Genomic DNA, 22,818 nt, shown 5'->3' on the forward strand with positions numbered 1-22,818 from the left:
AGGAGGTGTTTTCCCGATGCGCGACCGTGAAGCCTGAATCGTTCTTGTCCCTTTGCCAGGAAATTGTCAGCGTTCTCGGTTCGAGGAGGTGTTCCACGGTGCGTGACCGCGAGGCGTGATTCCCGTGACCGGCGACCCGGAGTTCGTGACTGCGTGAGAAGAGGAGAGCCGCGATGCGTGACCGCGAAGCCTGAGAAATGAGCACACCCCGAGAATTCGATCCGGATGTCGGAACCGGATCGCCCCGGCCGGTGAACGAGCCGGCCACGACTCACAGCCCCGAGTCGGCCGCGACCGCGTGCCGGACCCGGGTCCACGAGAAGGCGGTGGGGATGGCCAGCGCAACGCCGAGCAGACCGGCGAGTGCGATGGCGGTGACCGCGGACCCGGTCAGCTGGGCGACCACCCCGCCGAGCGCGACCCCGACCCCCTGCGCGACCCGCAGCCCCGTGCGGTAGAGGCCGCCGGCGCCACCGCGTAGCTCGTTCGGCACCCAGGTGGCGAACGTCGCGGTGACCGTGATGATGTACGCGCCCATCGCACCCGCCAGTGCGAGGAGCACCAGAGCCAGCACCAGGTTCGGCTGGACCAGAAACAGCGCCAGCAGCGCCAGCGACGTCGTCGCGAGGATGCCGAGCAGCCGCAGCCTGACCTGGGCGGACGCGAACTTCGACAGCACGTAGGCGCCGACCACGAACCCCAGCGGGTCGGCGGCCAGGAGCCAGCCCACGGCCGCGGACGACGCGCCGAGTTGCTCCGCCAGCGGAGCCGCGAGCCCTTCGGGGACCACCGCGAGCCCGACCAGCCACGACAGCGCGATGAGCACCCGCAGCCTGCGCTGCCCGAACACGAACCGCGTGGCGCCGAACCACGTCGACTGCTCACCGCCCGCGGCCGGGCGATCGCGCACCCACACGCGCACGATGACGGAGGCGACGGCGAAGCTCACGGCGTCGATCGCGAGCGCCCACGAAGTGCCCACGTAGGCGACGAGCAGGCCGCCGCCCGCGAGCCCCAGCAGCATCACGGTGTTGGTGGTGATCCCGCGCAGGTCCTGGCTGCGCAGGTAGATCTCGTCGTCGACGAACACCTCTCGGGTGATGGCGTTCTGCGCGGCGTTGGCCGGCGACGCGGCCAGCTGCACGGCCACGAGCAGGCAGCACAGCACGGCCAGGGGCATGCCGGGCAGGCTCATCAGTCCCACGAGCACCGCCTGCGCGGCGGCGCTCGTGCTGAGCACCGCGCGCCGCCGGTAGCGGTCGGCCAGGAACGAGAGGCCGAGCCCGCCCGCCAGCGCGGGGAGGAACGTCAGGGCGTAGACGACGGCGGCCCAGAGGGCCGAGCCGGTGCGGTTGTAGACGAGGATGGCGAGCGCCACCTTCGCCAGCTGGTCGCCCGCGCTCGAGATGGCCTCGGCCGCCCACAGAACGCGGTACTCGACGTTCCGCAGTGGCGCCGTCAGCCGTGGCGTGGCGTGGGTCGTCACAGGGTGACCACTTCCCCCTCCCCGATCGGGTGAACGTGTCCGGTGGGCATTCTGCCCGCGTTGTGACGGCGACCCCGAGGGAGTCACAGTTCCCGGACGGTGGGACAACAATCAGTATGCCGCCGATTACGCGCGGGCGAACAGCGGATCCGGGCGTTCTCGTTCACTGGGCCGTTCAGGGGACCCACTCCGGGTCGGTGCTGACCCGTCCGCGGGTACCGGAGGGCTGATCGCACTTCACTCGCTCGGCGCAGCACGGCCACCGTTCGTCGCCATCGCCCTGCCCCGTGCGCCGAATGGCCCAACACTGGAAAACGAGCCCGGTGGAGCGGCCCCTCGCCCCGCCGGCGCCGCGAGGTGGGGAGGAAGTTATGGACAGGCTCATGCAGGACAAGCTCATGCAGGACAAGCTCATGCAGGACAAGGCCGTGGTCGTGACCGGCGCCGGCCGCGGACTCGGCGAGGCGTTCGCCGTGCACGTGGCCCGCGCCGGCGGGTCAGTGGTGGTCAACGACGTCGACGCGGCGCTCGCCGAGCGCACCGCGGAGAACATCCGCCGCCACGGTGGCCGCGCCGTCGCGAGTGGGCACAGTGTGGCCGACCCGGCCCAGGCCCAGGCGATCGTGGGCCTGTGCGTGGGTGAGTTCGGGCGCATCGACGGCCTGGTCAACAACGCCGGGCTCAACTACGAGGCGCTGCCGTGGGAGGACGACCTCGACCAGGCCAGGGAACTGGTCGAGGTCAACGTCCTGGGCGTGATGTACACGGGCCTCGCGGCGATCAAGGCCATGGTCGCGGCGGGCACGCGTGGATCCATCGTGAACATCTCGTCGGGCGCTTCGCTGGGGCAGCGCAAGCTCGGCGTGTACGCGGCTTCGAAGGGCGCGGTCGCTTCGCTCACGTACTCGTGGGCGCTGGACCTCGAGCAGCACGGCATCCGGGCCAACGCCGTGTGCCCCGTGGCGCACACCCGGATGGTGTGGAAATCCGAGCGCGCGCTTCGGGCGTGTCCGCCGGAGCGCACGCCGTCGCGCATCGCGCCGGTGGTGCTGTTCCTGCTCGGCGACGGCTCGGCGGGGATCACCGGGCAGATGATCCGGTGCAACGGGCCGCAGCTGCACGTGATGGGCCAGCCGTTCCTGAAGCAGCCGATCCTCGAACGGCAGGTGTGGGACACCGAGACGGTGCAGAACGCGTTCGACGAGGTGTTCTCGGCGCACCTGGAGAACTACGGGCTCGAGAAGCGCGTGCCGCCGCGCCTGCGCAAGTGGACGGACAGCAGCCGCATCGCGTGAGGACGGTCCCGGGCGGCCGGCGAGCCGCCCGGGACCGGTGATCACGAAGCCGGGGTGGTGGCCGGGTACAGGTTTTGGATCGCGTCGTCGTAGCGCTCGTTGATCACGCGGCGCTTGAGCTTCAACGTCGGCGTGAGCTCGCCGGTCTCGGGCGTCCAGGCCTGAGTGATCAGGTGGTAGCGCTTGATCTGCTCGATGCGCGCCAGCCGGTTGTTGGCCGATTCCACCGCGCGCTCGATCTCGGCGAGCACCTGCTCGTGGGCGGCCAGCTCGTCGATGCCGGTCGCTTCGATGCCGTGGGCCGTGGCCCAACCGGGGGCGATCTCGTCGTCGAGCACGATCAGGGCCGTGACGTACGGGCGGTCGTCGCCGATCGCGACGGCCTGGCCGATGAGCGGGTGTTCCTTGAGCAGGCCCTCGATGCGAGTGGGCGCGATGTTCTTGCCGCTCGAGGTGATGATCAGTTCCTTCTTGCGGTCGGTGATCCGCACGAAACCGTCTTCGTCGATGGTGCCGATGTCGCCGGTGGCGTACCAGCCCTCGGCGTCGGTGGCGTCGGCGATGCTGCCGTCTTCCTGCAGGTAACCGAGGAACACGATGGGGCCGCGCACGAGCAGCTCGCCGTCTTCGGCGAGCTTCACCTCGACGCCTTCGAGCGGCTTGCCGACCGTGCCCGCGCGGAACGCGGCTGCGCTGTTCGAGGTGGCCGCACCCGTCGTCTCCGACAGGCCCCACACTTCCACGATCTCGACGCCCAGGCCGGCGATGAAGTACAGGACCTCCACCGGCAGGGCCGCGGCGCCGCTCGACGCGACGAGCACCTTGTCCAGACCGAGCAGGGCGCGCACGGGGGCGAGCACGGTTTCGTCGGTCTTCGCTATGCGCTCGGCGAGCTCCGCCGGCACCTCCTTGCCGTCGGAGCGCAGCTTGTAGCCCTCCTGCAGCAGTGCATTGGCCGACAGCAGCGCCTCGCGCCGGTCCTCGGGCACGCCGCCGAGCATGTTTTTCATGCCCGCCACCATTTTCTCCCACACGCGCGGCACGCCGAAGAAGCTCTCCGGGTGCACCTGCCCGAGTGCGGCGACGACCCCGGAGGCGTCGGCGACGGTGTGCACGTGGCCCGCCCACAGCAGCGGCAGGTAGATCGACAGTTCGCGCTCGGCGATGTGCGCCAGCGGCAGGTATGCGATGTTCTTGGCGTGCATCGGCGCGTTGTGCAGCTGCTGCACCGCGAGTCCTTCGTGGACGGCGTTGCGGTGCGACAGCACGACGCCCTTGGGATCGCCGGTGGTGCCGGAGGTGTAGATCATCGACAGCGGGTCGTCCGGCTGGATCGCCTGCCACGCGGCCTCGAACGCGCCGGGGTCCTCGGCGAGCGCCGCGCACCCGGCTTCGCGCACGTCGGCGAACGAGACGAACCGGTCGTCGCCGGCGGGGATCGCGGCCGCGTCCATCACGATGACGTGGCGCAGTGCGGGCAGGTCGTCGAGCACCGGCAGCCAGCGCTCGAGCTCACCGGCACCGCCGAGCACCACGACGGGCGCGGCGCTGTGGCGGGCGACGTAGCGGATCTGGTCCGGGCTCAACGTCGCGTATGCGGTGCACGGGATGGCCGCGAGGTGCACGGCGGCGAGGTCGGCGATGATGTGGTCGGGACTGCTCGCGGCCATGATCAGCATGCGGTCGCGTTTCGCGAGGCCGAGACCGGCCAGGCCGCGGGAGAACTGGGCGATCGCGGTGCGGAACTCGGTCCAGCTCAGCGTCGGGTGACCTTCGAGGTCGAGCGAGGTGATGGCGGGGTGTTCGCCGTACTCGGTGGCGTTGCGGTGCAGCAGGCGGGGGATCGTCTGCCCCTCCGCCTGGGCGGCTACGGACTCCGGTGTGGTCAACGCTGGCCCCTCCTCGGTGCGGCTGATGACCGACCACTGTAGGGGCTCTGGGCCGGTGTGGATAGAGAATCGCGGCCACCGTCCTGCGCCGTTTGGACTACACCACGAACTTCGCAAAACGGTCTATTTTCCACCGGTCGCGGCAAAGATCCACTTCAGCGGCCCCTGCTTGAATGGAAGCCCCACCCGAAGGAGTGCTCGTGCCCGCTCGCGAACAGCCCGCCCGTGAACTCTTGCACGCGATCCAGCGCGAGCTGGCGCCTCGCGACGACGACAACCGGCTCGTGCCGCTCGTCGCGTCGGGAGCCGCGCCGTCGGCGGTGTTCGCCGCGATCGCCACCGAGGAGCGGTGGATCGTGCGCAGTGACTGGCGCAGCTTCCACGCGCTCGCGGCTCGCGCCGACGAACCGCGGGCGCGTGAGTTCTTCGGCGAGCTCGCGCCGGGGGAGCAGCTGGCGCTGGGCAAGCTCGACGCACTGGCCGCGGCCGCCGGCGACGATCCGGGAATCGAGCTGCCCCGCGCGGGGTGCCAGGCCTACCCGGCGTATTTCGCGTGGCTGGCGCTGAACGGTGAAGCGGCCGAAGTCGCGGTCGCGATCTTCGCGAACTTCGCCGCGTGGGGCCGGTATTGCGCGACGATCGCGGCGGGGATGCGCGAGCACTACGACTTCGGCGACGCCGCGTGCGCGTTCTTCGACTTCTTCGCCGCCGACGTCCCGGAGATCGAGCAGCAGGCGCTCGCCGCGATCCAGGCCGGGCTCGACGCCGGCCGTCTCGATGCCCAGCGCGCGCGGACCTACGCCCGGCTGTTCCAGAGCTACGAGCTGATGTTCTGGAACACCCTCGCAGAGGAGTTCCCCGCATGAGCCGCGACCTCACCGCGGAAGCGGCCGCGCTCGACGCCGCCGACCCGTTGGCCGCCAAGCGCGCGGAGTTCGACCTCGACCCGGCCGTCGCGTACTTCGACGGCAATTCCCTCGGCGCACCACCGAAGCACGTCGCCGAGCGGCTCGCCGCCGTCGTGCGCGAGCAGTGGGGCGGCCGGCTGATCCGGTCGTGGACCGAGGGCTGGTGGGAGGCGCCGGAACGCGTGGGGATGCGGATCGCGCCGCTCGTCGGCGCGGCGCCCGGCCAGGTCGTGGTCGCCGACTCGACGAGCGTCGACCTGTTCAAGGTGCTCGTCGCCGCGGTGCGCGCGAACCCGGGCCGCGGCGAGATCCTGCTGGACGCGGCCACGTTCCCGACCGACGGGTATGTGGCTGATCAGGTCGGACGTCTGACCGGACACGCGGTGCGGCGCGTGCCCGTTGCCGAGCTGCCCGCCGTGTGCGGTGAGCAGACGGCCGCGGTCCTCGTGAACCACGTCGATTACGTGTCGGGCCGGCTGCACGACATGGGCGCGGTCACCGCCGCGGCGCACGCGGCCGGCGCGCTCGTGGTCTGGGACCTCTGCCACAGCGTCGGCGCGGTCGAGGTGCGGCTCGACGAGCACGAGGTCGACTACGCGGTGGGCTGCACCTACAAGTTCCTCAACGGCGGACCCGGCGCGCCCGCGTTCGTCTACGTCGCGAGCCGGCGGCAAGCGTCGTTCGACCAGCCGCTCGCCGGCTGGGCCGGGCACGCCGACCCGTTCGCGATGGAGGCCGCCTACCGCGCGGGTGCGGGGATTTCGCGAGCGCGCGCGGGCACCCCGGACGTGCTCTCCCTGCTCGCGCTCGACGCCGCGCTGGACGTGTGGGACGACGTCGACCTCGCCGTGCTGCGGGCGAAAGGGTTGGCACTGGGCGATTTCTTCCTCCACTGCCTCGACGAACTGCTACCCGGGGCCGACGTGCCGACCCCGCGTGAGCACGCCCGCGGGCACCAGATCTCCGTTCGGGTGCCCGACGCGCGGGCGACGATGGCGGCGCTGCACGAACGTGGGGTGCTCGGTGATTTCCGGCCGCCCGACGTACTGCGGTTCGGGCTCGCGCCGCTCTACACCCGGTACGAGGAAGTGCTTCGCGCCGTCACGACCTTGCGTGAGCTGCGCTGAACGAAGAAGGCGAACCGAATTCACGGAAATGGTGTTGGTGAGGGCGCACTTGTGCGTCGGGTAGTCCCTTCGGGTGAGTGCCCGGGGCTGTTGTGGTCTGAACCCCGCTATGATCGTGGCCTGCTTTTCCGCTGGTGAGAGCACCGCGACCCGACGTGGTCCCGTTCTTGATCCCGTGCTGGTGCGGGAGGGGAACGTCGGCGTGGTTCCGGGGCGAAGGGGGCGGCCGTGGCCGGTGCACGCGTTCGTGAGGTTCCGCTTTCGTATGTCGGCACGCTCCTGATCGGCGTTGTCATCGGAATTCTGGTGGCCGAATTCGGTGATCTGTTCGTGCGCTTCCCGGTCGAGTCCGTGCTGGTGCTGGTGCTGGTGTGCTCGGTCCTCGTGCTCGGGTGGGCGTGCCGCGAGATGCTGCACGAGCTCGTGCAGCGGGGGCGGCGCGGCCGGGGCTCGCGGGGAGCGGATCGTGAAGCGGATCACGCAACAGGTCTCGACCAGTCCGGCGTGCCGCGGCTGATCCCGCATCGCGACAGCCCCTCGCGACCGAACGGCGTTCGGCGCTGAAAAGTGGTAATCGTGTCTGCACGGAACGCGATTCCGCGGCTTGTGTAGTCCAATTCACGCCTTTTCGTCCTCGCGTGCCGATTGCCGCCCGCCGTGGGGTGATCGTCACGGACCGTCGGTGCCTCCCGTGATGGACCTCACCTGGTAATTCCACGTTTCCCTAACCGCGGTTCACCTCGCCGATAGCGCGCCGCAGGTCACGGCGGCACCGCCGTCCGGCCCATTGGATCGAGCGACCGAGGTCACCGATCCTGTGGTGTATTTCCCACGCGCTGTCAAGGGTTGTGAGACGCTCACGGGAACGTGATCGGGATTCGCGTCCAGACTTGACGAGCTAGCCCGGCCTGCCTAACGTCGTCGCGGGCGATGGACCACGGTGAGTTGATCCGGCTGGTCGGAACCGGGTGGGAAAACCCTGGGAGACCCGAATACCTTGTACTGCCGGAAGGAAAACGGACCACGGTGAAGCGTAATTCCGTTCGTCGCAACCGCGGCTCGTCGATTCGGTCACGCGTGCTCGCGATCGCGTTGATACCGAGTCTCGCTCTCCTGCTCGTCGGCGTCGCGCTGGCCGGTTACTTGATCACCGACGCGCTGAAGGCCCGCGACTACGCGCAGAAGATCCGCACTTCGGAAGGCCCCGGCATTCCGTTCATCGTCGCCGCCGAGCAGGAGCGGCAGCTGTCGATGAGCCTGCTCGCGGGCCAGGCCGACGCGCGGCAGGCGCTGCTGGCCGCCCGGCCGAAGACCGACGCGGCGGCCGCGCAGATCAGTTCGGTGCTGGAGGGCAACTTCGCCGACGACGACACCGTGCCGGCGAGCGTGAAGCAGAACATCACCACGTTCATCGGGCTGTACTCGAAGATGCCGCAGGTGCGCCAGCAGGTGGACGGCGCGCAGCTGCCGCTGCTGCAGACGTTCGCCTTCTACAACCAGATCATCGACCAGTTCACCCAGGGCGTCGCCGGGCTCGCGCAGTCGGCGCGCGGGGCGGAGAACGCGTTCGCGCGCCTGTCGGCGATCCCGATCTTCAACGCGGCCGAGGAGATGCAGCGCAGCGACGCGCTGTCGGCGGCCGGGCTCGCCTCGGGTGGCCTCGACGGCGACGAGCAGCGCGCGTACCTCGGGCAGATCGGCGCGTACCACGCGCAGCTGGAACAGTCGGTGCCGCAGATGCTGCCACAGGTGCGCGCGAGCTACGACAAGCTCGTGGCCGGCCCGGACTGGCGCACGGTGACGCAGGTCGAAAACGCCTTCCTGGCGGGCGAAAAGCAGCTGCCCGTGCCACCGGAGCAGTGGCGCGACGCCGCGCACCAGGTCGCCACCACGTTGATGACGATGTTCGTGACGCAGAGCTCGAACGCCACCAACGCGGCGATCGCCGACGCCGACACCACGCTCACCAACTCGATCATCGCCGGCGCCGCCGCGCTGCTGATCGCGCTCATCGTGGTCCTCATCGCGCTGCGTCTGTCGCGGCGGTTCATCGCCCGCCTCGCGCGGCTGCGCGAGGACACGCTCGACGCGGCCGAGGTGCGGCTGCCCGAGCTGGTGGAGCGCGTGCGGGCGGGCGAGCCCGTGGACCTCGAAGAGGGCGGGCACTTCCTCGACCACGGCGACGACGAGATCGGCGAGGTCGCCGAGGCGTTCAACAAGGCGCAGCAGGCGGCCATCGCCGCGGCCGTGGAGGAGGCGAAGACGAGGGAGGGCACCAAGACGGTGTTCCTCAACATCGCCCACCGCAGCCAGGTCATCGTGCACCGGCAGCTGAAGGTGCTCGACGCGGCCGAGCGCAAGCAGGAGGACCCGGACCAGCTGGACACGTTGTTCCAGCTCGACCACCTCTCCACGCGCGCCCGCCGCAACGCCGAGAACCTCATCATCCTCGGCGGCGGCCAGCCGGGCCGGCAGTGGCGCAACCCCGTCAGCCTCGCCGAGCTCGTGCGCGGCGCCGCGGCCGAGACGGAGGACTTCGCGCGGGTGAAGACGGGTGCGTTGCCGTCGGCGGCTGTGCGCGGCCCGGTGGTCGGCGACCTCGTGCACCTGCTCGCGGAGCTGATCGACAACGCGACCTCGTTCTCGCCGCCGGAGGCGCGCGTGGAGCTGCGGGGCAACGTGGTGGGCAAGGGCGTGGTGATCGAGGTCGAGGACCAGGGCCTCGGGCTCGAGAAAGAGCAGGCCGACGAGTTCAACGCGATGCTCGCCGACCCGCCGGACTTCGGGATCATGGCGCTCTCGGACGAGCCGCGGCTGGGGTTGTTCGTGGTCGCGCGGCTCGCGTCGCGCCACGGGATTTCGGTGCACCTGCGGGAATCGGCGTACGGCGGCACTCGCGCGATCGTGCTGGTGCGCCGGGAGTTGCTGGCGCCACTGAGCGAGGCGGCGCCCGACGTCGCCAGGGAAGAGGCGCCGGTGCCCGAGCAACCCACGCAGGAGCCAGTGCGGATGGCGCGAGTCGGCCGGCGTGCGGCGCGGTTGCGGGCGGAGGCGGTGCCGCCCGCCTCGGTGCCGGTGGAGCAGCCCGCGTACGAACAGCCGAAGCACGAGCAGCCCCGGCACGAACCGTCTGCTCACGAGCCGCCCGCTTATCGCCAGGCGGAGCCGCCGGTCGAGCAGCCCGCCATGCCGCGGGCCGCGCGGCCGTCCCGTCCGCCCCAGCCGGCGTGGCCCGCGCACGAGCCGCGGCCCGCACCGGAGAACGGCCGGCCGCAGCAGCCCAACCGGCCGGAAGCACCCGGGCGGCCACCGCTGCCGCAGCGCCGGCGTCAGCAGAACCTCGTGCCGCAGCTGCGCGCGGACCGTCCGGAGCAGGACCGGGAAGACGTCCGGGAGGACTCGCCGGAACTCGCCCGCAACCGGCTGACGGCGTTCCAGCAGGGCACCCGGCGCGCCCGGGAGACGGAAGTCGACTACGACAACAGGTACGGAGATCACGACTGATGGCCAACAACGGCGTCAACGAGCTCGACTGGTTGCTCGACGACCTCGTCAAGCGGGTCGCCGGTGCCGATCGGGCAGTGGTGCTCTCGTCCGACGGGCTCCTGATCGGGCGGTCGGGCAATCTGTCCGAAGAGGACGCTGAGCACCTTTCGGCCGTCGCCTCGGCGTTCCAGAGCCTCGCGCGGGGCACCGGGCGGCACTTCGGCGGCGGCAACGTGCGACAGACGATGGTGGAGATGGACCACGCGTTCCTCTTCGTCACGGCCGCGGGCCGCGGCGCGTGCCTGGCGCTGCTGGCGAGCGTCGACGCGGACATGGGGCTCGTGGCGTATGAGATGAACCTGATGGTGAAGCGGGTCGGCGCGGTGCTCACGGCGGCACCGCGGGCCGGAGTGGTCCAGCGGACGGGGCCATGAGCGGCCGGCACGAGGCGTGGTTCGACGACGAGGCCGGGCCCCTGGTCCGGTCCTACGCCGTGACGGGCGGGCGCACCCGCTCGGACACGTTGGGGCTGGACCTGATCACGCTCGTGGTGGCCATGCGCACCGCGCGCGAGGTGGCCGCGATCGAGCCCGAGTACGCGCAGATCCTGAGCCTGTGCCAGAAGCCGACGTCGGTCGCGGAGGTGGCCGCGCGCGTCGATCTGCCCCTGCCGGTGGTGAAGGTGCTGCTGAGTGATCTGATCGAGTCGAACCTCGTGCTGTTCCGCACCGCGGCACCCCCGACCGAAGCTCCGAACAAACACGTACTCCAGGCGGTTCTCGATGGTATCCGGAAACTCTGAACCCCGGCGCTCGCTGACCGCGACCGCGGTCAAAGTGCTGATCGCCGGTGGGTTCGGGGTCGGCAAGACCACGATGGTCGGCTCCGTCAGCGAGGTCCCTCCGCTGCGGACGGAAGAGGTGATCACCACCGCGTCGGAGGGGATCGACGACCTCGCGGGCGTGGAGCAGAAGACCACAACCACGGTCGCGCTGGACTTCGGGCGCATCACGATCAACCCCGAGCTGATCCTGTACTTGTTCGGCACGCCCGGGCAGGACCGGTTCTGGTTCATGTGGGACGAGCTGGCCGAGGGTGCCCTGGGCGCGGTGGTGCTGGCCGATACGCGACGGCTCGAGTCGTGCTTCGCCGCCGTGGACTTCTTCGAGCGGCGCGGCCTGCCGTTCATCGTGGGCGTGAACTGTTTCGACGGCGCGTACCGCTACGGCACGGAAGAGGTCCGGGCCGCGCTGGACCTCGACCCGGACGTTCCCCTCTTGCTGTGCGACGCCCGTGAGCGGGAGTCGACCAAGCAGGTGCTGACGATCCTCATGGAGCACGTGGTGAAGCACAACGACCTGGCGGCCGCGGGCTACTGAGCCTTCTTGCGGTTGCCGCGGTTGCTTCGGTGGCCCAGTGCGAACGCGCCCGGACCGACGACGGCGATCGTCAGGAAGATCCACGAGTACAACGCGGCCGGCTCGCCCATGTTCTGCATCGGCAGCAAGCCCATCGGCGCGTGGACGGTGAAGTAGGCGAACGCCATCACGCCGGAGAGGACGATCGCCGCCGGTCGCGTCGCCACGCCCAGCACGATCAAAGTGGCGCCGACGACTTCGATCGCGCTGGCCCAGAACCCGGGGAAACTGCCGAACGGCACGGCCGCGCCTTGCCCGTCGATGCCGCCGAACAGACCGAAGCCCTGCAGCCCGTGCAGCAGGAACAGCGTCGACGTGACGACGCGGAACAGCGCCAGCACGACCGGGCGCACGCGGTTGGTGGTCTTCTCGACGGTCTGGGTGCGGGTGATGGTGGTCATTTCGGGTTCCCTTCGCTGTGTCCTTTACCTGTGCGTCGGACGGCCTCGACGCGAATCGACACGGGTGCGGAAACTTTTTCGCCGCGCCGTCCGGCAGACTGGCGCGATGGCTGCCAAACACAGCGCCGGGCTGCTGCTCTTCCGCCGGCGCGACGAGGTCGAGGTCCTGCTCGCGCACATGGGCGGGCCGTTCTGGGCGAAGAAGGACGAGGCCGCGTGGTCGCTGCCCAAGGGCGAACTCGAGGACGGCGAGGAGCCCTTGGCCGCCGCCCGGCGCGAGTTCACGGAAGAGTTGGGGCTTCCCGCTCCCGGCGGCACCTGGCTGCCGCTGGGCGACGTGCGTCAGTCGGGCAAGGTCGTCACGGCGTGGGCCGTGGAGGCGGACCTGGATCCCGCCGCGGTCGTGCCCGGGACCTTCGAACTGGAATGGCCGCCGCGATCGGGGCTGCGGCGAGAGTTTCCGGAGGTGGACCGGGTGGAGTGGTTCGGGTTGGACGTGGCGCAGGTGAAGTTGGTGAAGGGGCAGCGGGCGTTTCTCGACCGGCTTTCCGAGGCGGTCTAGCCGAACAGGTCGAGGACCTCGGCCAGGGGCTTGGCCGTGAACGAAGGCAGCACGAGGTCGGCGTGGCCGAAGTCGAGGACGGCGGTGATCGCGTTGGGCACCGCGACGGTGGGGATGCCGGCGGCCTTCGCGGCGCTGACGCCGTGGGGTGAGTCCTCGAAGGCGATGGCCTCCTGCGCCGGGATCTCGAGCGTGGCGAGGGCGGCGAGGTAGGTGTCGGGGCGGGGTTTGGCGGCGTGGCGGTCGCCGGTCGCCACGGCGGTGAAGCGTTCGGCGAGGCCGAGGCGTTCGAGCTGGCCGTGGACCCAGCCGCCGGACGAGGACGAGGCGACGCCGAGCTTGAGGTCGCGTTCGGCGGCTTCGTCGAGGTAGCCGAGCACGCCTTCGCGTGGTCCTTCGGCGACGAGCAGCTCGTGCACGCGGGCGCGCATCCCCGGGCGCACCTGCTCGGGGTCGAGGTCCGTGACGTGTGCGGCCAGCAGCTCGAACATCGTCGCCGCGGTGTTCTGGGTGCCGATGACGGTGTGCCAGACATCGAGCGGGAGCTCGTGGCCGTGGCTGCGGAACATCTCCTGCCACGACTGCAGCACGGCGGCTTCCGTGTCGGCCAGCGTTCCGTCGAAGTCGAAGATCAGCGCTCGCGTGGCCACCGGGCCAGCTTGCCGCACGGCGGTGCGCGGTGTCAGTGCGTTGTGAAGAAGTCCGCAAGCACGGGGGCCAGGACGCTTGCCTTCACGAGATGCGTCTGACCGGGCAGCGTGCGGTAGGTGGCGCCGGGCAGCGTCTGGGCGAGTTGTGCGACGCCCGCGCGCATCCAGCCGGGGCTCTTCCCCCCGTCGACGACGAGGCTCGGGGCGGCGATGCCGGACCAGCGGCCCTCGGGGAGGGGCCGGCCGGCTTGGTGGCCGTCCATGATCGCGGTGTCGTAGGGCAGCGTGTGGGCGACGCCCTTGAGCTTCGGCCACGCCGGCATCAGGCGCATCATCGCGACCATCGGCGCCGGCAGCCCCACGCCCACCCGCATGAACAGCTTCACGGCGGTCCCTCGATCACCCGCTTCGACCGCGCGATCGAGGCTCTCGCGGTACTCGTCGGTCAACGGTGCCCGCGCCCCGTCAACCACGAACGGCGGCTCGTACACGGCCAGCCGCCGCACCGGCACCCCGCGGTGCGCGGCCTCCAGCGCCAGCGCGGCACCCGAGGAGATCCCGAAGAGGCCGGCCTCGCCACCCGCTTCCTTCACGATGGCCGCCACGTCCTCGACCTCCCGCTCCACCTCGTACGGCTTCGTGTCGCCGCTCTCGCCCCGACCGCGCCGGTCGTAGGTGAAGACGGTGAAGCGATCCGCGAGCTCCTTCGCGATGGCGTCGTTGGGCGTCGAGCCGCGGTAACAGAGGGCACCGTCGACGAGCACGAGCGCGGGCCCACTGCCGACCCGGGTGTAGCCGAGCCGCGTGCCATCGGCGGAGACGGTGGTGGTCATGGTGATTCCTCCGTGGGGTGGTGGTCCGTTGGGGAGAAGGGTTTCACCGACGGTTGTGGTTGTCAAGAAAAGAAAATTAGTCGGTGAGCGCTGGGTGGGCGGTTTTGATGGGGCTGGTGCTGGTCGGGCTGGTGCTGGTCGGCTGGTGGGGTTGGGGGTGTGGCGGGTGCGGGGTGGGGCGACTGTTCCGCACCGCCACAGTTGGCGGGGCGCTGGCCGGTGCCGCGGGCTGGCTGCGTTGCGGACCAGAGCTCGGCGGAGCGGTGGGTTGTGCCTGCGCTGGCGCGGACGGATGGGTGCCGGCTGGCGTGATGAGCGCGGGACTGCAGTGGTGACCAGAGTTTGACGGGGCGCTGGGTCGTGTATGCGCTGGTTGGGTGGGGGCGCGGGTGGACCATGGCTCGGCGAGAACCGTGGGTCATCTCGGTGGTGCCGCCGTCGGAGGACCGCTGGTGGGGTCGCGGGCCCGGGGGCGTGGCAGACCTGGATTCGACGGAAGTCTGGATTGTCTGTGTGCTGTCGCAGCGGGGTGAGCGCCAGAGAGCGGCGGTGGCCAGGGCTTGCCGGGCCGTGGGTCGTGTTGCGTTGGTCGGGGCGGGCGGGTGTCGGGTTGGAGTGGTGGGCGCGAGAGGGCCGTGGCGGGCATGCCCGGGCGAGAACCGTGGGCCATCTCTGCGCTGCCGTAGTTGGAGAGGCCCCGGCCGGTGTCGCCGGCCGGGGGTGGGCGCGGACCGGGGCTCGGCGGATGTGCGGGTCGTCTTTGTGCTGCCGCGTTCGAGGGGGCGCTATTTGGTGTGGTGGGCGCGGGAGGGCCGTGGCGAGCCATGCGTGGGCGCGAACCGTGGGTCATCTCGGTGGTGCCGCCGTCGGAGGGGCGGTGGCGGGCGTCGCCGGCCGGGGTGTGGCGGACCGGGGCTCGGCGGATGTGCGGGTCGTCTCCGTGCTGCCGCGGTCGAAGGGGCGCGTGGTGGGCGCGGGAGGGCCGTGGCGCGCCATTTCCGGGCGAGAACCTGCGGGTCATTTCAGTGGTGCCGCAGGTGTGAGTGGGCGATCTCGTTCGGGCGTCGCGTGTGCTGAGGCCGAAGGGTTCGCGCTCGGGTGTGCGGCGGGCGGTTGCCGCGACGGCGTGGCTGTGGGGGCGGTCAGGCGGCGCGGCGGAGAGTGAGGAGGGTGATCTCGTTCGGCGCGAAGATGCGGAACGGCGGGCCCCAGAAGCCGGAACCGCGGCTGTTGTAGAGCTGGGTGGGGCCGTGGGTGGTGAGGCCGGAGAGGGTGGGCTGGTCGAGGCGGACCAGGAGGTGGAAGGGCCAGATCTGGCCGCCGTGGGTGTGCCCGGAGATCTGCAGCGCGATGCCGGCCTCGCGGGCCTGGGCGACCTGCTTCGGTTGGTGGGCCAGGAGGACGACGGGCACGCCCGGATCGGCGCTGGCGAGGGCGGCGGGTAGGTCGGGGCCGTGGCCGGGGAGGCCGGACGCGGCGCCGGTGGGGTCGTCGATGCCGGCGAAGAGGATGCGGTCGCCGCCGCGTTCGATGAGGGTGCTGCGGTTGTGGAGGGTGTCCCAGCCGAGGCTCGTCATGTGGTCGAGCCAGGCCTGGGCTTCGCCGAAGTACTCGTGGTTTCCGGTGATGTAGAAGCGCCCGAGGCCGGCCTGGACGCCGCCCAGCGGGTCGACCTGCTTGCGCCGCTTGGCGACCGACCCGTCGGCGAGGTCACCGGCGTGGCAGACGACGTCGGCTTGCAGGCGGTTCAGCTCGGCGACCAGCTTCTCCGACCACTTCGTGCGGTCGAGCGGCCCGTAGTGCGTGTCGGTGATGACCGCGACGCGCAGGCCGTCGACGCCCGCCCCCAGCCGCGGGATCACCACGTCGACCTCACGCACCGGCGGAACCCGCATGGCGATCCGGTTGCCGGTCACGAGCAGCACCACCGCCACGGCGAGCGTCGCCGCCGCCACGATGCGCGGCCGCGCCGGGTCGCCGACGCCGCCCAGCAGCAGCGCGAGGCGCAGCACGTGGCCGAGCACGCTCCAGGCGAACAGCACCCAGATCACGCCGAGCGTGACGTCCCCGATCCGCGCCGCCACATCACTCTGCCGCGGCCCGTGACCCCGGAACATGAGCACCGGGAACGCCAGCATCGCGCCCGCGAACACCACCGTCGCGGCAATCGTCCCGGCCATCGGCCACCCCGGCAGCAGCACGAACACCGACCACGGCTCGCCGAACAGCAAAAGCAGGGCAGCAGCCAACGCGGCACCCCGACGAACCCAACGCCCCACGGCTGTCATCCCTTCGACCTCGTCCGCCCAGGGTAGCCGCAGATCCGCCTTAACGGCCCGATGGGCTGTTAGCGAGTACCGCTCCCCGGCCCAGCGGCGGTGGACCGGTGACGGAGTCCACTGTGGACGTGAGTTCGCCGTGTGTGGCGGCTCGGCTACTGCTGTTGCCGGGATGAGGGCAACGGCGTCGGGCTCAGGTGCCGCGCTGGTTGTTGATCACCCGTTTCAGCGACTGCGGAATCGCTCAGGTGTTCGATATGGTTCTTGGCATGACGCCTTCGACTTCCCCCACCACGAAGATCTCCCGCTACCTGTTCCTGACGTCCGCCGAACTCCACGCCGTGTCATCCCTGTACGCCGCCCTGTCCACCCATTTCCCCGACACCCTCGCCGCCCTCCACGACGGCACCGTAGACGTCCGCACCGCCGCAACCCTCGCCTCCCTGGCGGGCACCTTGTCAGCTGCGGAAGCAGACCTGGCAGCCGCGACGTTGCCGGCGGGCAGGGCGGAGTGGGCTTGGATCACATGACGCACCTACCGGGGTTCGTGCCTGCTGCGTGCTTTCTCCACTGTGGACTGACGGGTTGGCCACCTTTGACGTCCGCGGCTTCAGCGGGCTCCGGGCTCCTGGCTCTCGGCGCGAAACCACGGCATCTCGGAACCACCACTATCCGGAGAGGCCGTCGGGCCCCGTCTGTGGCAGGGGCCCCGCCGGTCGGCTCACTGGGAATTCATCTGCCCCAAGGCGTCACCGCGCGAGTCGCCAGGTCTCCACGGTTTCCTCGACGTCGAGCGGCATCGCGCGCAGCGGTGGGCCCTCCTGCGGGCGGCGGTGGGTTTCGCGGATGCGTTCGTTGAGGTCCTCGACGATCTCCCGTACGCGCTTCTCGGTGCGCACTGACGCGAGTTTCTTCGGCAGGTCTTGGATCTCCCGCGGAATCGCCAGCGACGGCGGCAGAAAGGAACCCGTGTCCAGATCACCTTCGCGGGCTCGCCGCACGGCCCAGTCCGTGGCGGCGTCTCGGCCCGACGGGGCTGGCAGTGGCTTGCCGGCGCCGGGGAGATCGTCGAACTCGCCGCGGGACTGGGCGGCCGAGATCAGGCGGTCGACCCACGAGCCGAAGGACACGCCGGGTGGTTTGCGTTCGGTCACTCGAACACCTCCGATCCCCACCCAGCGTAGCTGCGCCCGCGAGTGCGCGGATGGGTCGAAGGTCCCGGACCGGCGGGTACGATCCGACGAATGGGAAGGGGGACAGACCGACGATGACGGTCGACCAGAACAGCGGCGAAGGTGCGGCGGCGGCCGAGCAGGTGGCCGAGCAGATCGACCGCACGCTGGCATTGCTGTGGCGTGATCGCACGCCGGCCGCACCCGAGCCCGCGCGTGGGCGCCGCCCCACGCTCTCCGTGGGGCAGATCGTGCGCGCGGCCATCGTGGTCGCCGACGCCGACGGGCTCGTGGCCACGTCGATGCACCGCGTCGCCAAGGAGCTCGGCGTCGGCACGATGACGCTCTACACCTACGTGCCCGGCAAAACCGAGCTCGTGGACCTCATGGTGGACGACGTGCTCGTGGAGCGCGGCCTGCCCGGCCCCGGCCGGCCGCGCGAAGGCGACTGGCGAGCGCAGATCCGCCTGTACTCCGAGCGCACGCGCGAAGCCCACCGCCGTCACCCGTGGCTGCGCGAGATGTCCCGCGTGCGCCCCGCTCTGGGTCCGGGCCAGCTCGCCGGCCAGGAATATGTTCTGTCCACAGTGGATGGACTGGGGCTCGCGCCGCGCGAGACCGTGGCCGCCGCCAACAGCATCGTGGCCTATGTGGACGCCAATGCGGCGCTGGAGGCCGAGAGCATCCACCTCGAACGCAGCACCGGCCAGTCGAACGACGCGTGGTGGGACCAGCGTTCTTCCTTCTGGGGCAAGTACTTCGACCTCACCGCTCACCCCGCCATGAACCGCGCGTGGCTCGGCGGCGGCTTCGACCAGAGCGCGGGCGAGCAGGCGGCCGAAGCGTACGAGTTCGGCCTCGACCGGCTGCTCGACGGCATCGAGTTGCGCGTCACGCGGTGCCGCGAGCGATGACAGCACGCCGCGCCTCAGGCTGGGATCAGGAAGAATCGATGCTCACCGGTGGCTCGACGGCGTGAGCTCGGATTCCGGTGCGAGCACGAAGTCTTCGCGCCGGAACACGCCTTCGCGGAAGAACGTCCGGCGCGCGGCCGGCCGGCGGCCGCGCGCCGTCACCACGAGGTCGACGAACTGCTCGGGCAGGCCGCCGACCGCGAAGGCGCCCTCGTCGTCGGCCGTGGTGCGTACGAGCTGGCGGCCTTTGCCGTCGGTGACGGTCACGATCGCGCCGGCGACGCGTTCGCCCGTGGTCGAGCGAATGGTGCCGACGAGCATGGGTTCCAGTTCGCCGAAGCGGCGGCCGCGGACGGGCAGTGCGGTCGGCGTCGGCATCTCGATCACGGGATCCTCGACGGGCGGACGGTTCTCCTTGGCGCTGAGCCACATCGCGTGACCGGCGTTGAGCACGATGCTGAGCGCGAGCCAGGCGCACAACACGAGGACGTGCTCGGTGACTCCGGCTCCGTGGAAGTAAAAGACGCCGCGCAGGGCGTCGTTGAGGTTGCCCATCGGCAGGATCGGGTGCAGGAACCGGAACAGCGCGGGTTGCATCTGCGGCGGAACGATGCCGCCACCCGACGCCGAGCTGAGGATCACGAAGAGTGTGACCGCGACGCCGGGGAAGTACTGCTTGAAAATCGGGACCAGGCCTTGGGAGACCAGGGAAACCACGAGGCTCGACAGGAACGCCAGCGGGATCGCGACCGGGTTGCCGGGGACCACGTCCATCGCGTGGGCGATGAGGAACCCCGCCACGGCGAGGAACGCGGCCCAGGCGACGAAGGTGACGATCCGCGCGCGCCGGCTGAGCCCGACCGCGCGCAGCAGCATCATGACCACGAAGTAGCTCGGCAGGCCCCAGGCGAGCAGGAGGTAGAACAGGCCGTTGCCCAACGGGTCGCCCGCGACGGTCGGTGCGAGGTCGACGACGGACAGGTTGTGCGCGAGCGGCGTGAAGGTCTGGGTCAGCAGCGACTGGAGGGTGAACCCGTTGGCCTTGGCGACGTAGAGCACCGCCGGGTCCGTGGTGAAGGCGCCGCTGACCGTGCGGCTGAGCACTGCCTCGCGAGCGGCGTCGACGTTCGGCACGGGTACGACGTGAAACCCGCCGGGGCCGGCCTTGTCGAGCGCGTGCTGGATGTCCGCCGCCGGACCGACGACCGCCACCTGCACGTCGTGGGGCTGAGGCCGGTGGAAAGCGGCCAGGTAAACCACGGCAAACCCAACAAAAAGGACAGTGGGAAACCAGAGGTTCTCGGCGAGGGTGCGGGTGAGTGAGGGCTTGGCTGCTTCCTGGTCCGCCATGCTGCTCACCATAACTTGCAGGACTGCAAAATTTCAGTAGTGTAAGAAAGGTGACAGAGCCGGGGCTTCGCGCACGCAAGAAGGCAGCCACCAGACAGGCGATCCGGGCGGCGGCCGTCGCGCTGTACCGCTCGCGCGGGCCGCACGACGTGACGGTCGACCAGATCTGCGAGAAGGCCGGCGTCTCGGGGCGGACGTTCTTCAACTACTTCGAAAGCAAGGAAGCGGCCGTGTTCTCGCTCGCGCTGACCGCCGACGGCGTGCGGACCGGCTTGGCCGAGCGCCCGGCCTCGGAAAGTCCACTTGAGACTCTGCGCGCGGTGTTCACCGCGCGCTTCGAGGACGCCGCGACCGACGAGACCTTCGGCGACCGGGCGTTGCTGTTGCGTGAGTACCCGGAGCTGTGGGCGCGGCTGGCGCACGTGAACCGGCGCGTCGAGGAGGCCGCCGCCGAGGTGATCGCGCAGCGGACCGGTCGGCCGGTTGACGATCTGTACGTGCGCATGACGGTGGAAGCGGCGTTCGCCGCGAACCGGGTGGCGTTCAAGTGCTGGTACCCGGGCAGTGACCCGGGCCTGGTCGAGCTGCTGCACCAGGCGATGGACGCGCTGGCGTCGGGGCTCGCGCCGATCAGCCGACGGTGAACGGGACGCCGGTCAGTTCCTCCGACAGCGCCCAGAGTCTCGCCGCCCGCTCGGGGTCGCGGTCGACCTTCGGCGGGTTCTTCGGCGCCGGACGCCCGATCGGGCCGACCGCGGGGCCGTAGTACTGGCCGCCAGTTGCCTCCGGGTCCACCGCCGCCCGCACGGCGGGCCACGCGCCGCGGTCCTTGCCCTGGGTCACCGCCGCGAACAGGCGCACGATCGGTTGCGGCTTGGTGATGCCTTCGCGGCGGGGGCTGGCGCTGTCGAGACTGAAGCCCGGGTGGGCCAGCACGCACGTGACCTTCGAGACCGCCGCGCGCAGCCGCCGGTCGAGCTCGAAACCGAACGACTGCACGGCGTGCTTGGACTGCGCGTAGGCGCGGTACTCGGAGTACTTGCGCTCGGACTGGAAATCGTCGAGGTCGAAGGGCTTCAGCCGCGTGATCAGGCTGCCCATCGGCACCACGCGTGCGCCCGAGGACGCGAGCACGGGCATCGCCAGCGCGGTGAGGGCGAAGTGGCCGAGGTGGTTGGTGCCCACGGCCAGTTCGAGGCCCTGCTTCGTGGTGCGCCGCTTGCGTCCGGGGGAAGTGGACCCGGCGTTCTCGATGAGGCCGTCGAGGTGCCCCAGCCGGTTGAGCCCCTCGGCGGCCTCCCTGACGGAGTCGAGATCGGCCAGATCGAGCCGGATCGTGCTGATGTCGGCCTGGGTGTGCTTCTTGATGGCGTCGGCCGCGGTCTTCAGCCGGGCGGGTGTGCGCCCGAGGATCACCACGTGCGCGCCGGCCCCGGCGAGCTGCTCGGAGATGAAGTACCCGATGCCGGCGTTGCCCCCGGTCACGGCATATGTGCGGCCGGACAGGTCGGGCAGGGTTTCGGGATTCCAGGACACGCGTTGCTCCTCCGGGCTCGGGCCGGGTGCAGCCTAGCCGGGGGCCGGATTCTGGTACGGGCGCGGAGGCCGGGAACTCCCGGTGCTCGGCCTCCGATCACCCGGCGTGCGGTGCCGGGATCACAGCCCGAACCACGTGACTCCGGCTCAGGCCAGGAGCTTCGTGATCGTCTCCGCCAGCGGCGTCGTCGGGCGGCCGAGGAGTTTCGCCAGGTCGCCAGGGGTGCCGGCGAGGCGGCCGCGGGCGATGGCGGTGTCGACGTCCACCAGGATGGCCGCGACCAGGGGCGGCACGCCGGCGCCGGTGAGGATGGCTTCGTAATCCGCGCCGGAGACGGTGGTGTGCGTGACCGGGCTGCCGCCGAGGCGGGCGAGCTCCGCGGCGAACTCGCCGTAGGTCCACGCGTGGTCGCCGCCGAGCTCGTAGGCGGCGCCGAGGTGGCCGTCGGTGCGCAGGACCGCGGCGGCGGCCTCGGCGTAGTCCGCGCGGGAGGCGGTGGCGATGCGGCCGTCGGCGGGAACGCTGTTGACCACGGCGCCGCGGGCGAGCGAGCCGGCGACGTCGGGCACGGCCATCTCGGAGTACCAGTTGTTGCGCAGGAACGTGTACGGCAGCCCCGAGTCCAGAATGAGCTGCTCGGTGGCGCGGTGGTCCTCGGCGAGGGTGAAGTCGGCGTCCGGGCCGCCGAAGACGCCGGTGTACGCCAGCTGCGCCACGTCGGCCGCCTTCGCGGCGTCGAGCACCGCGGCGTGCTGCGGCACGCGCCGGCCGGGGTCTGTCCCGGAGACGAGCAGCACCCGGTCCCCGGCCGCGAACGCCCCGGTGAACGTCTCCGGCTTGTCGTAGTCACCCACGTGCACGCGAACGCCCAGATCGGCCGCCTTCTCCGCACTGCGCGCCACGGCCGTGATCTCATCCGACGGCACTCCGGCGGCGAGGAGATCGGCGATGACCAGCCGGCCGAGCTGTCCGGTGGCGCCGGTGATGACGATGCTCATGGTCTTCCTTCGGTTCGGTGGATCTTCCGCCGCTCACCGTAGGATGGTTACTCTCCCTGAGTAAGTACCCACTTCAGAGTATGGTACTGACGTTGTCGCAAGCAGGTTGTCGTAAGCAGGTTGTCGTAAGTAGGGAGGACGAGATGACCGAGGCGCCCAGCGTCAACCGCGTGACCTGCCCTTCGCGCATCGTGCTGGAACACGTCACGAGCCGCTGGGGCATCCTCGTGCTCGCCGCGCTGCTCGAACGCTCGTACCGCTTCAGCGAGCTGCGCCGCGAAATCGGGGGCGTGAGCGAGAAAATGCTCGCCCAGACCCTCCAGACCCTCGAACGCGACGGCTTCGTCGTCCGCGACGCGAAACCCGTGATCCCGCCTCGCGTCGACTACTCGCTCACCCCGATGGGTCGCGAGGCCGGCGAACAGGTCTGGGCGCTCGCGCACTGGGTCGAACGCAAGCTCCCCGCGGTCGTCCAAGCCCGCGACAGCTACGACGAGGCCCGCACTTCCTGAC

23 protein-coding genes are annotated in these 22,818 nt (G+C 70.6%); 13 read left to right on the top strand and 10 right to left on the bottom strand.

Annotated elements, in window-relative coordinates:
* Window positions 1-271: 271 nt before the first annotated feature.
* Window positions 272-1,486 (bottom strand): MFS transporter, encoded by a 1,215-nt coding sequence (locus ACWEOE_RS17790; protein ID WP_452010074.1) that lies wholly within the window; start codon window positions 1,484-1,486, stop codon window positions 272-274.
* Window positions 1,487-1,857: 371 nt separating this feature from the next.
* Here ACWEOE_RS17790 and ACWEOE_RS17795 point away from each other — a divergent pair, with 371 nt between their 5' ends.
* Window positions 1,858-2,781, top strand: a complete 924-nt coding sequence (locus ACWEOE_RS17795) for an SDR family NAD(P)-dependent oxidoreductase (RefSeq protein ID WP_452010077.1) — start codon at window positions 1,858-1,860, stop codon at window positions 2,779-2,781.
* Window positions 2,782-2,822: 41 nt separating this feature from the next.
* Here ACWEOE_RS17795 and ACWEOE_RS17800 read toward each other — a convergent pair whose 3' ends face one another.
* Complete coding sequence (locus ACWEOE_RS17800; RefSeq protein ID WP_452010079.1) at window positions 2,823-4,670, bottom strand: AMP-dependent synthetase/ligase; 1,848 nt, start codon at window positions 4,668-4,670, stop codon at window positions 2,823-2,825.
* 200 nt (window positions 4,671-4,870) lie between these two features.
* Between ACWEOE_RS17800 and ACWEOE_RS17805 the strand changes: the two genes are divergently transcribed.
* The 7 genes from ACWEOE_RS17805 to ACWEOE_RS17835 all read left to right on the top strand — a co-directional run bounded on the left by ACWEOE_RS17805 (window position 4,871) and on the right by ACWEOE_RS17835 (window position 11,570).
* Window positions 4,871-5,536 carry a transcriptional regulator gene (locus tag ACWEOE_RS17805; protein WP_452010082.1) on the top strand — a complete coding sequence of 222 codons (666 nt, stop codon included), beginning with the start codon at window positions 4,871-4,873 and terminating at the stop codon, window positions 5,534-5,536.
* Window positions 5,533-6,705 carry a kynureninase gene (gene kynU / locus ACWEOE_RS17810; RefSeq protein ID WP_452010084.1) on the top strand — a complete coding sequence of 391 codons (1,173 nt, stop codon included), beginning with the start codon at window positions 5,533-5,535 and terminating at the stop codon, window positions 6,703-6,705. Before ACWEOE_RS17805 ends, kynU begins: the two co-directional genes overlap by 4 nt.
* A gap of 228 nt (window positions 6,706-6,933) precedes the next feature.
* On the top strand, window positions 6,934-7,269 hold the full coding sequence (locus ACWEOE_RS17815; protein WP_452010087.1) for a hypothetical protein: 336 nt from the start codon (window positions 6,934-6,936) through the stop codon (window positions 7,267-7,269).
* A gap of 462 nt (window positions 7,270-7,731) precedes the next feature.
* Window positions 7,732-10,209: a sensor histidine kinase gene (locus ACWEOE_RS17820; protein ID WP_452010091.1), complete on the top strand. Its 2,478-nt coding sequence runs from the start codon at window positions 7,732-7,734 to the stop codon at window positions 10,207-10,209.
* The gene (locus ACWEOE_RS17825) at window positions 10,209-10,625 is read left to right on the top strand and encodes a roadblock/LC7 domain-containing protein (protein WP_452010093.1); all 417 of its coding nucleotides are present in this window, start codon (window positions 10,209-10,211) and stop codon (window positions 10,623-10,625) included. Before ACWEOE_RS17820 ends, ACWEOE_RS17825 begins: the two co-directional genes overlap by 1 nt.
* The gene (locus ACWEOE_RS17830; protein WP_452010096.1) at window positions 10,622-10,993 is read left to right on the top strand and encodes a DUF742 domain-containing protein; all 372 of its coding nucleotides are present in this window, start codon (window positions 10,622-10,624) and stop codon (window positions 10,991-10,993) included. Before ACWEOE_RS17825 ends, ACWEOE_RS17830 begins: the two co-directional genes overlap by 4 nt.
* Window positions 10,974-11,570: a GTP-binding protein gene (locus ACWEOE_RS17835; protein ID WP_452010099.1), complete on the top strand. Its 597-nt coding sequence runs from the start codon at window positions 10,974-10,976 to the stop codon at window positions 11,568-11,570. Before ACWEOE_RS17830 ends, ACWEOE_RS17835 begins: the two co-directional genes overlap by 20 nt.
* On the opposite strand, the gene ACWEOE_RS17840 is transcribed toward ACWEOE_RS17835, so the two are convergent.
* Complete coding sequence (locus ACWEOE_RS17840) at window positions 11,564-12,010, bottom strand: DoxX family protein (protein ID WP_452010101.1); 447 nt, start codon at window positions 12,008-12,010, stop codon at window positions 11,564-11,566. The genes ACWEOE_RS17835 and ACWEOE_RS17840 overlap by 7 nt on opposite strands.
* A gap of 106 nt (window positions 12,011-12,116) precedes the next feature.
* Between ACWEOE_RS17840 and ACWEOE_RS17845 the strand changes: the two genes are divergently transcribed.
* Window positions 12,117-12,572 (top strand): NUDIX domain-containing protein, encoded by a 456-nt coding sequence (locus tag ACWEOE_RS17845; RefSeq protein ID WP_452010104.1) that lies wholly within the window; start codon window positions 12,117-12,119, stop codon window positions 12,570-12,572.
* On the opposite strand, the gene ACWEOE_RS17850 is transcribed toward ACWEOE_RS17845, so the two are convergent.
* The 3 genes from ACWEOE_RS17850 to ACWEOE_RS17860 form a co-directional block, all read right to left on the bottom strand.
* On the bottom strand, window positions 12,569-13,222 hold the full coding sequence (locus ACWEOE_RS17850) for an HAD family hydrolase (RefSeq protein WP_452010107.1): 654 nt from the start codon (window positions 13,220-13,222) through the stop codon (window positions 12,569-12,571). The genes ACWEOE_RS17845 and ACWEOE_RS17850 overlap by 4 nt on opposite strands.
* A gap of 32 nt (window positions 13,223-13,254) precedes the next feature.
* A complete protein-coding gene (locus ACWEOE_RS17855) occupies window positions 13,255-14,055 on the bottom strand; it encodes an alpha/beta fold hydrolase (RefSeq protein ID WP_452010110.1) in 801 nt (266 codons plus the stop codon).
* Between the two features lie 1,142 nt (window positions 14,056-15,197).
* Window positions 15,198-16,334, bottom strand: a complete 1,137-nt coding sequence (locus tag ACWEOE_RS17860; protein WP_452010113.1) for a metallophosphoesterase — start codon at window positions 16,332-16,334, stop codon at window positions 15,198-15,200.
* A 269-nt stretch (window positions 16,335-16,603) separates the two neighbouring features.
* On the opposite strand from ACWEOE_RS17860, the gene ACWEOE_RS17865 reads away from it, so the two are divergent.
* Window positions 16,604-16,864 (top strand): hypothetical protein, encoded by a 261-nt coding sequence (locus ACWEOE_RS17865; RefSeq protein ID WP_452010115.1) that lies wholly within the window; start codon window positions 16,604-16,606, stop codon window positions 16,862-16,864.
* Window positions 16,865-17,083: 219 nt separating this feature from the next.
* On the opposite strand, the gene ACWEOE_RS17870 is transcribed toward ACWEOE_RS17865, so the two are convergent.
* Window positions 17,084-17,488, bottom strand: a complete 405-nt coding sequence (locus ACWEOE_RS17870; RefSeq protein WP_452010117.1) for a DnaJ family domain-containing protein — start codon at window positions 17,486-17,488, stop codon at window positions 17,084-17,086.
* 113 nt (window positions 17,489-17,601) lie between these two features.
* Between ACWEOE_RS17870 and ACWEOE_RS17875 the strand changes: the two genes are divergently transcribed.
* Window positions 17,602-18,420, top strand: a complete 819-nt coding sequence (locus ACWEOE_RS17875) for a TetR/AcrR family transcriptional regulator (RefSeq protein ID WP_452010119.1) — start codon at window positions 17,602-17,604, stop codon at window positions 18,418-18,420.
* Between the two features lie 42 nt (window positions 18,421-18,462).
* On the opposite strand, the gene ACWEOE_RS17880 is transcribed toward ACWEOE_RS17875, so the two are convergent.
* A complete protein-coding gene (locus ACWEOE_RS17880; RefSeq protein WP_452010122.1) occupies window positions 18,463-19,770 on the bottom strand; it encodes a carboxypeptidase regulatory-like domain-containing protein in 1,308 nt (435 codons plus the stop codon).
* Window positions 19,771-19,820: 50 nt separating this feature from the next.
* Here ACWEOE_RS17880 and ACWEOE_RS17885 point away from each other — a divergent pair, with 50 nt between their 5' ends.
* A complete protein-coding gene (locus tag ACWEOE_RS17885; protein ID WP_452010124.1) occupies window positions 19,821-20,414 on the top strand; it encodes a TetR/AcrR family transcriptional regulator in 594 nt (197 codons plus the stop codon).
* Here the strand turns inward: ACWEOE_RS17885 and ACWEOE_RS17890 are convergent.
* Both ACWEOE_RS17890 and ACWEOE_RS17895 read right to left on the bottom strand, forming a co-directional pair.
* Window positions 20,401-21,306: an SDR family NAD(P)-dependent oxidoreductase gene (locus ACWEOE_RS17890; protein ID WP_452010126.1), complete on the bottom strand. Its 906-nt coding sequence runs from the start codon at window positions 21,304-21,306 to the stop codon at window positions 20,401-20,403. The two genes, ACWEOE_RS17885 and ACWEOE_RS17890, sit on opposite strands and share 14 nt — an antisense overlap.
* A gap of 147 nt (window positions 21,307-21,453) precedes the next feature.
* The gene (locus tag ACWEOE_RS17895) at window positions 21,454-22,305 is read right to left on the bottom strand and encodes an NAD(P)H-binding protein (RefSeq protein WP_452010129.1); all 852 of its coding nucleotides are present in this window, start codon (window positions 22,303-22,305) and stop codon (window positions 21,454-21,456) included.
* Window positions 22,306-22,448: 143 nt separating this feature from the next.
* Here ACWEOE_RS17895 and ACWEOE_RS17900 point away from each other — a divergent pair, with 143 nt between their 5' ends.
* Complete coding sequence (locus ACWEOE_RS17900; protein ID WP_452010132.1) at window positions 22,449-22,817, top strand: winged helix-turn-helix transcriptional regulator; 369 nt, start codon at window positions 22,449-22,451, stop codon at window positions 22,815-22,817.
* Window position 22,818: the final 1 nt, after the last annotated feature.

This window comes from Amycolatopsis sp. NPDC004368, from assembly GCF_053602515.1.

What these genes read in the sequence shown, in the direction of transcription:
- ACWEOE_RS17795 (WP_452010077.1), top strand. Translation starts at nt 1,858, where the DNA reads ATGGACAGGCTCATGCAGGACAAGCTCATGCAGGACAAGCTCATGCAG.
- kynU (WP_452010084.1), top strand. Translation starts at nt 5,533, where the DNA reads ATGAGCCGCGACCTCACCGCGGAAGCGGCCGCGCTCGACGCCGCCGAC.
- ACWEOE_RS17825 (WP_452010093.1), top strand. Translation starts at nt 10,209, where the DNA reads ATGGCCAACAACGGCGTCAACGAGCTCGACTGGTTGCTCGACGACCTC.
- ACWEOE_RS17830 (WP_452010096.1), top strand. Translation starts at nt 10,622, where the DNA reads ATGAGCGGCCGGCACGAGGCGTGGTTCGACGACGAGGCCGGGCCCCTG.
- ACWEOE_RS17835 (WP_452010099.1), top strand. Translation starts at nt 10,974, where the DNA reads ATGGTATCCGGAAACTCTGAACCCCGGCGCTCGCTGACCGCGACCGCG.
- ACWEOE_RS17840 (WP_452010101.1), bottom strand. Translation starts at nt 12,010, where the DNA reads ATGACCACCATCACCCGCACCCAGACCGTCGAGAAGACCACCAACCGC.
- ACWEOE_RS17845 (WP_452010104.1), top strand. Translation starts at nt 12,117, where the DNA reads ATGGCTGCCAAACACAGCGCCGGGCTGCTGCTCTTCCGCCGGCGCGAC.
- ACWEOE_RS17855 (WP_452010110.1), bottom strand. Translation starts at nt 14,055, where the DNA reads ATGACCACCACCGTCTCCGCCGATGGCACGCGGCTCGGCTACACCCGG.
- ACWEOE_RS17865 (WP_452010115.1), top strand. Translation starts at nt 16,604, where the DNA reads ATGACGCCTTCGACTTCCCCCACCACGAAGATCTCCCGCTACCTGTTC.
- ACWEOE_RS17875 (WP_452010119.1), top strand. Translation starts at nt 17,602, where the DNA reads ATGACGGTCGACCAGAACAGCGGCGAAGGTGCGGCGGCGGCCGAGCAG.
- ACWEOE_RS17880 (WP_452010122.1), bottom strand. Translation starts at nt 19,770, where the DNA reads ATGGCGGACCAGGAAGCAGCCAAGCCCTCACTCACCCGCACCCTCGCC.
- ACWEOE_RS17895 (WP_452010129.1), bottom strand. Translation starts at nt 22,305, where the DNA reads ATGAGCATCGTCATCACCGGCGCCACCGGACAGCTCGGCCGGCTGGTC.
- ACWEOE_RS17900 (WP_452010132.1), top strand. Translation starts at nt 22,449, where the DNA reads ATGACCGAGGCGCCCAGCGTCAACCGCGTGACCTGCCCTTCGCGCATC.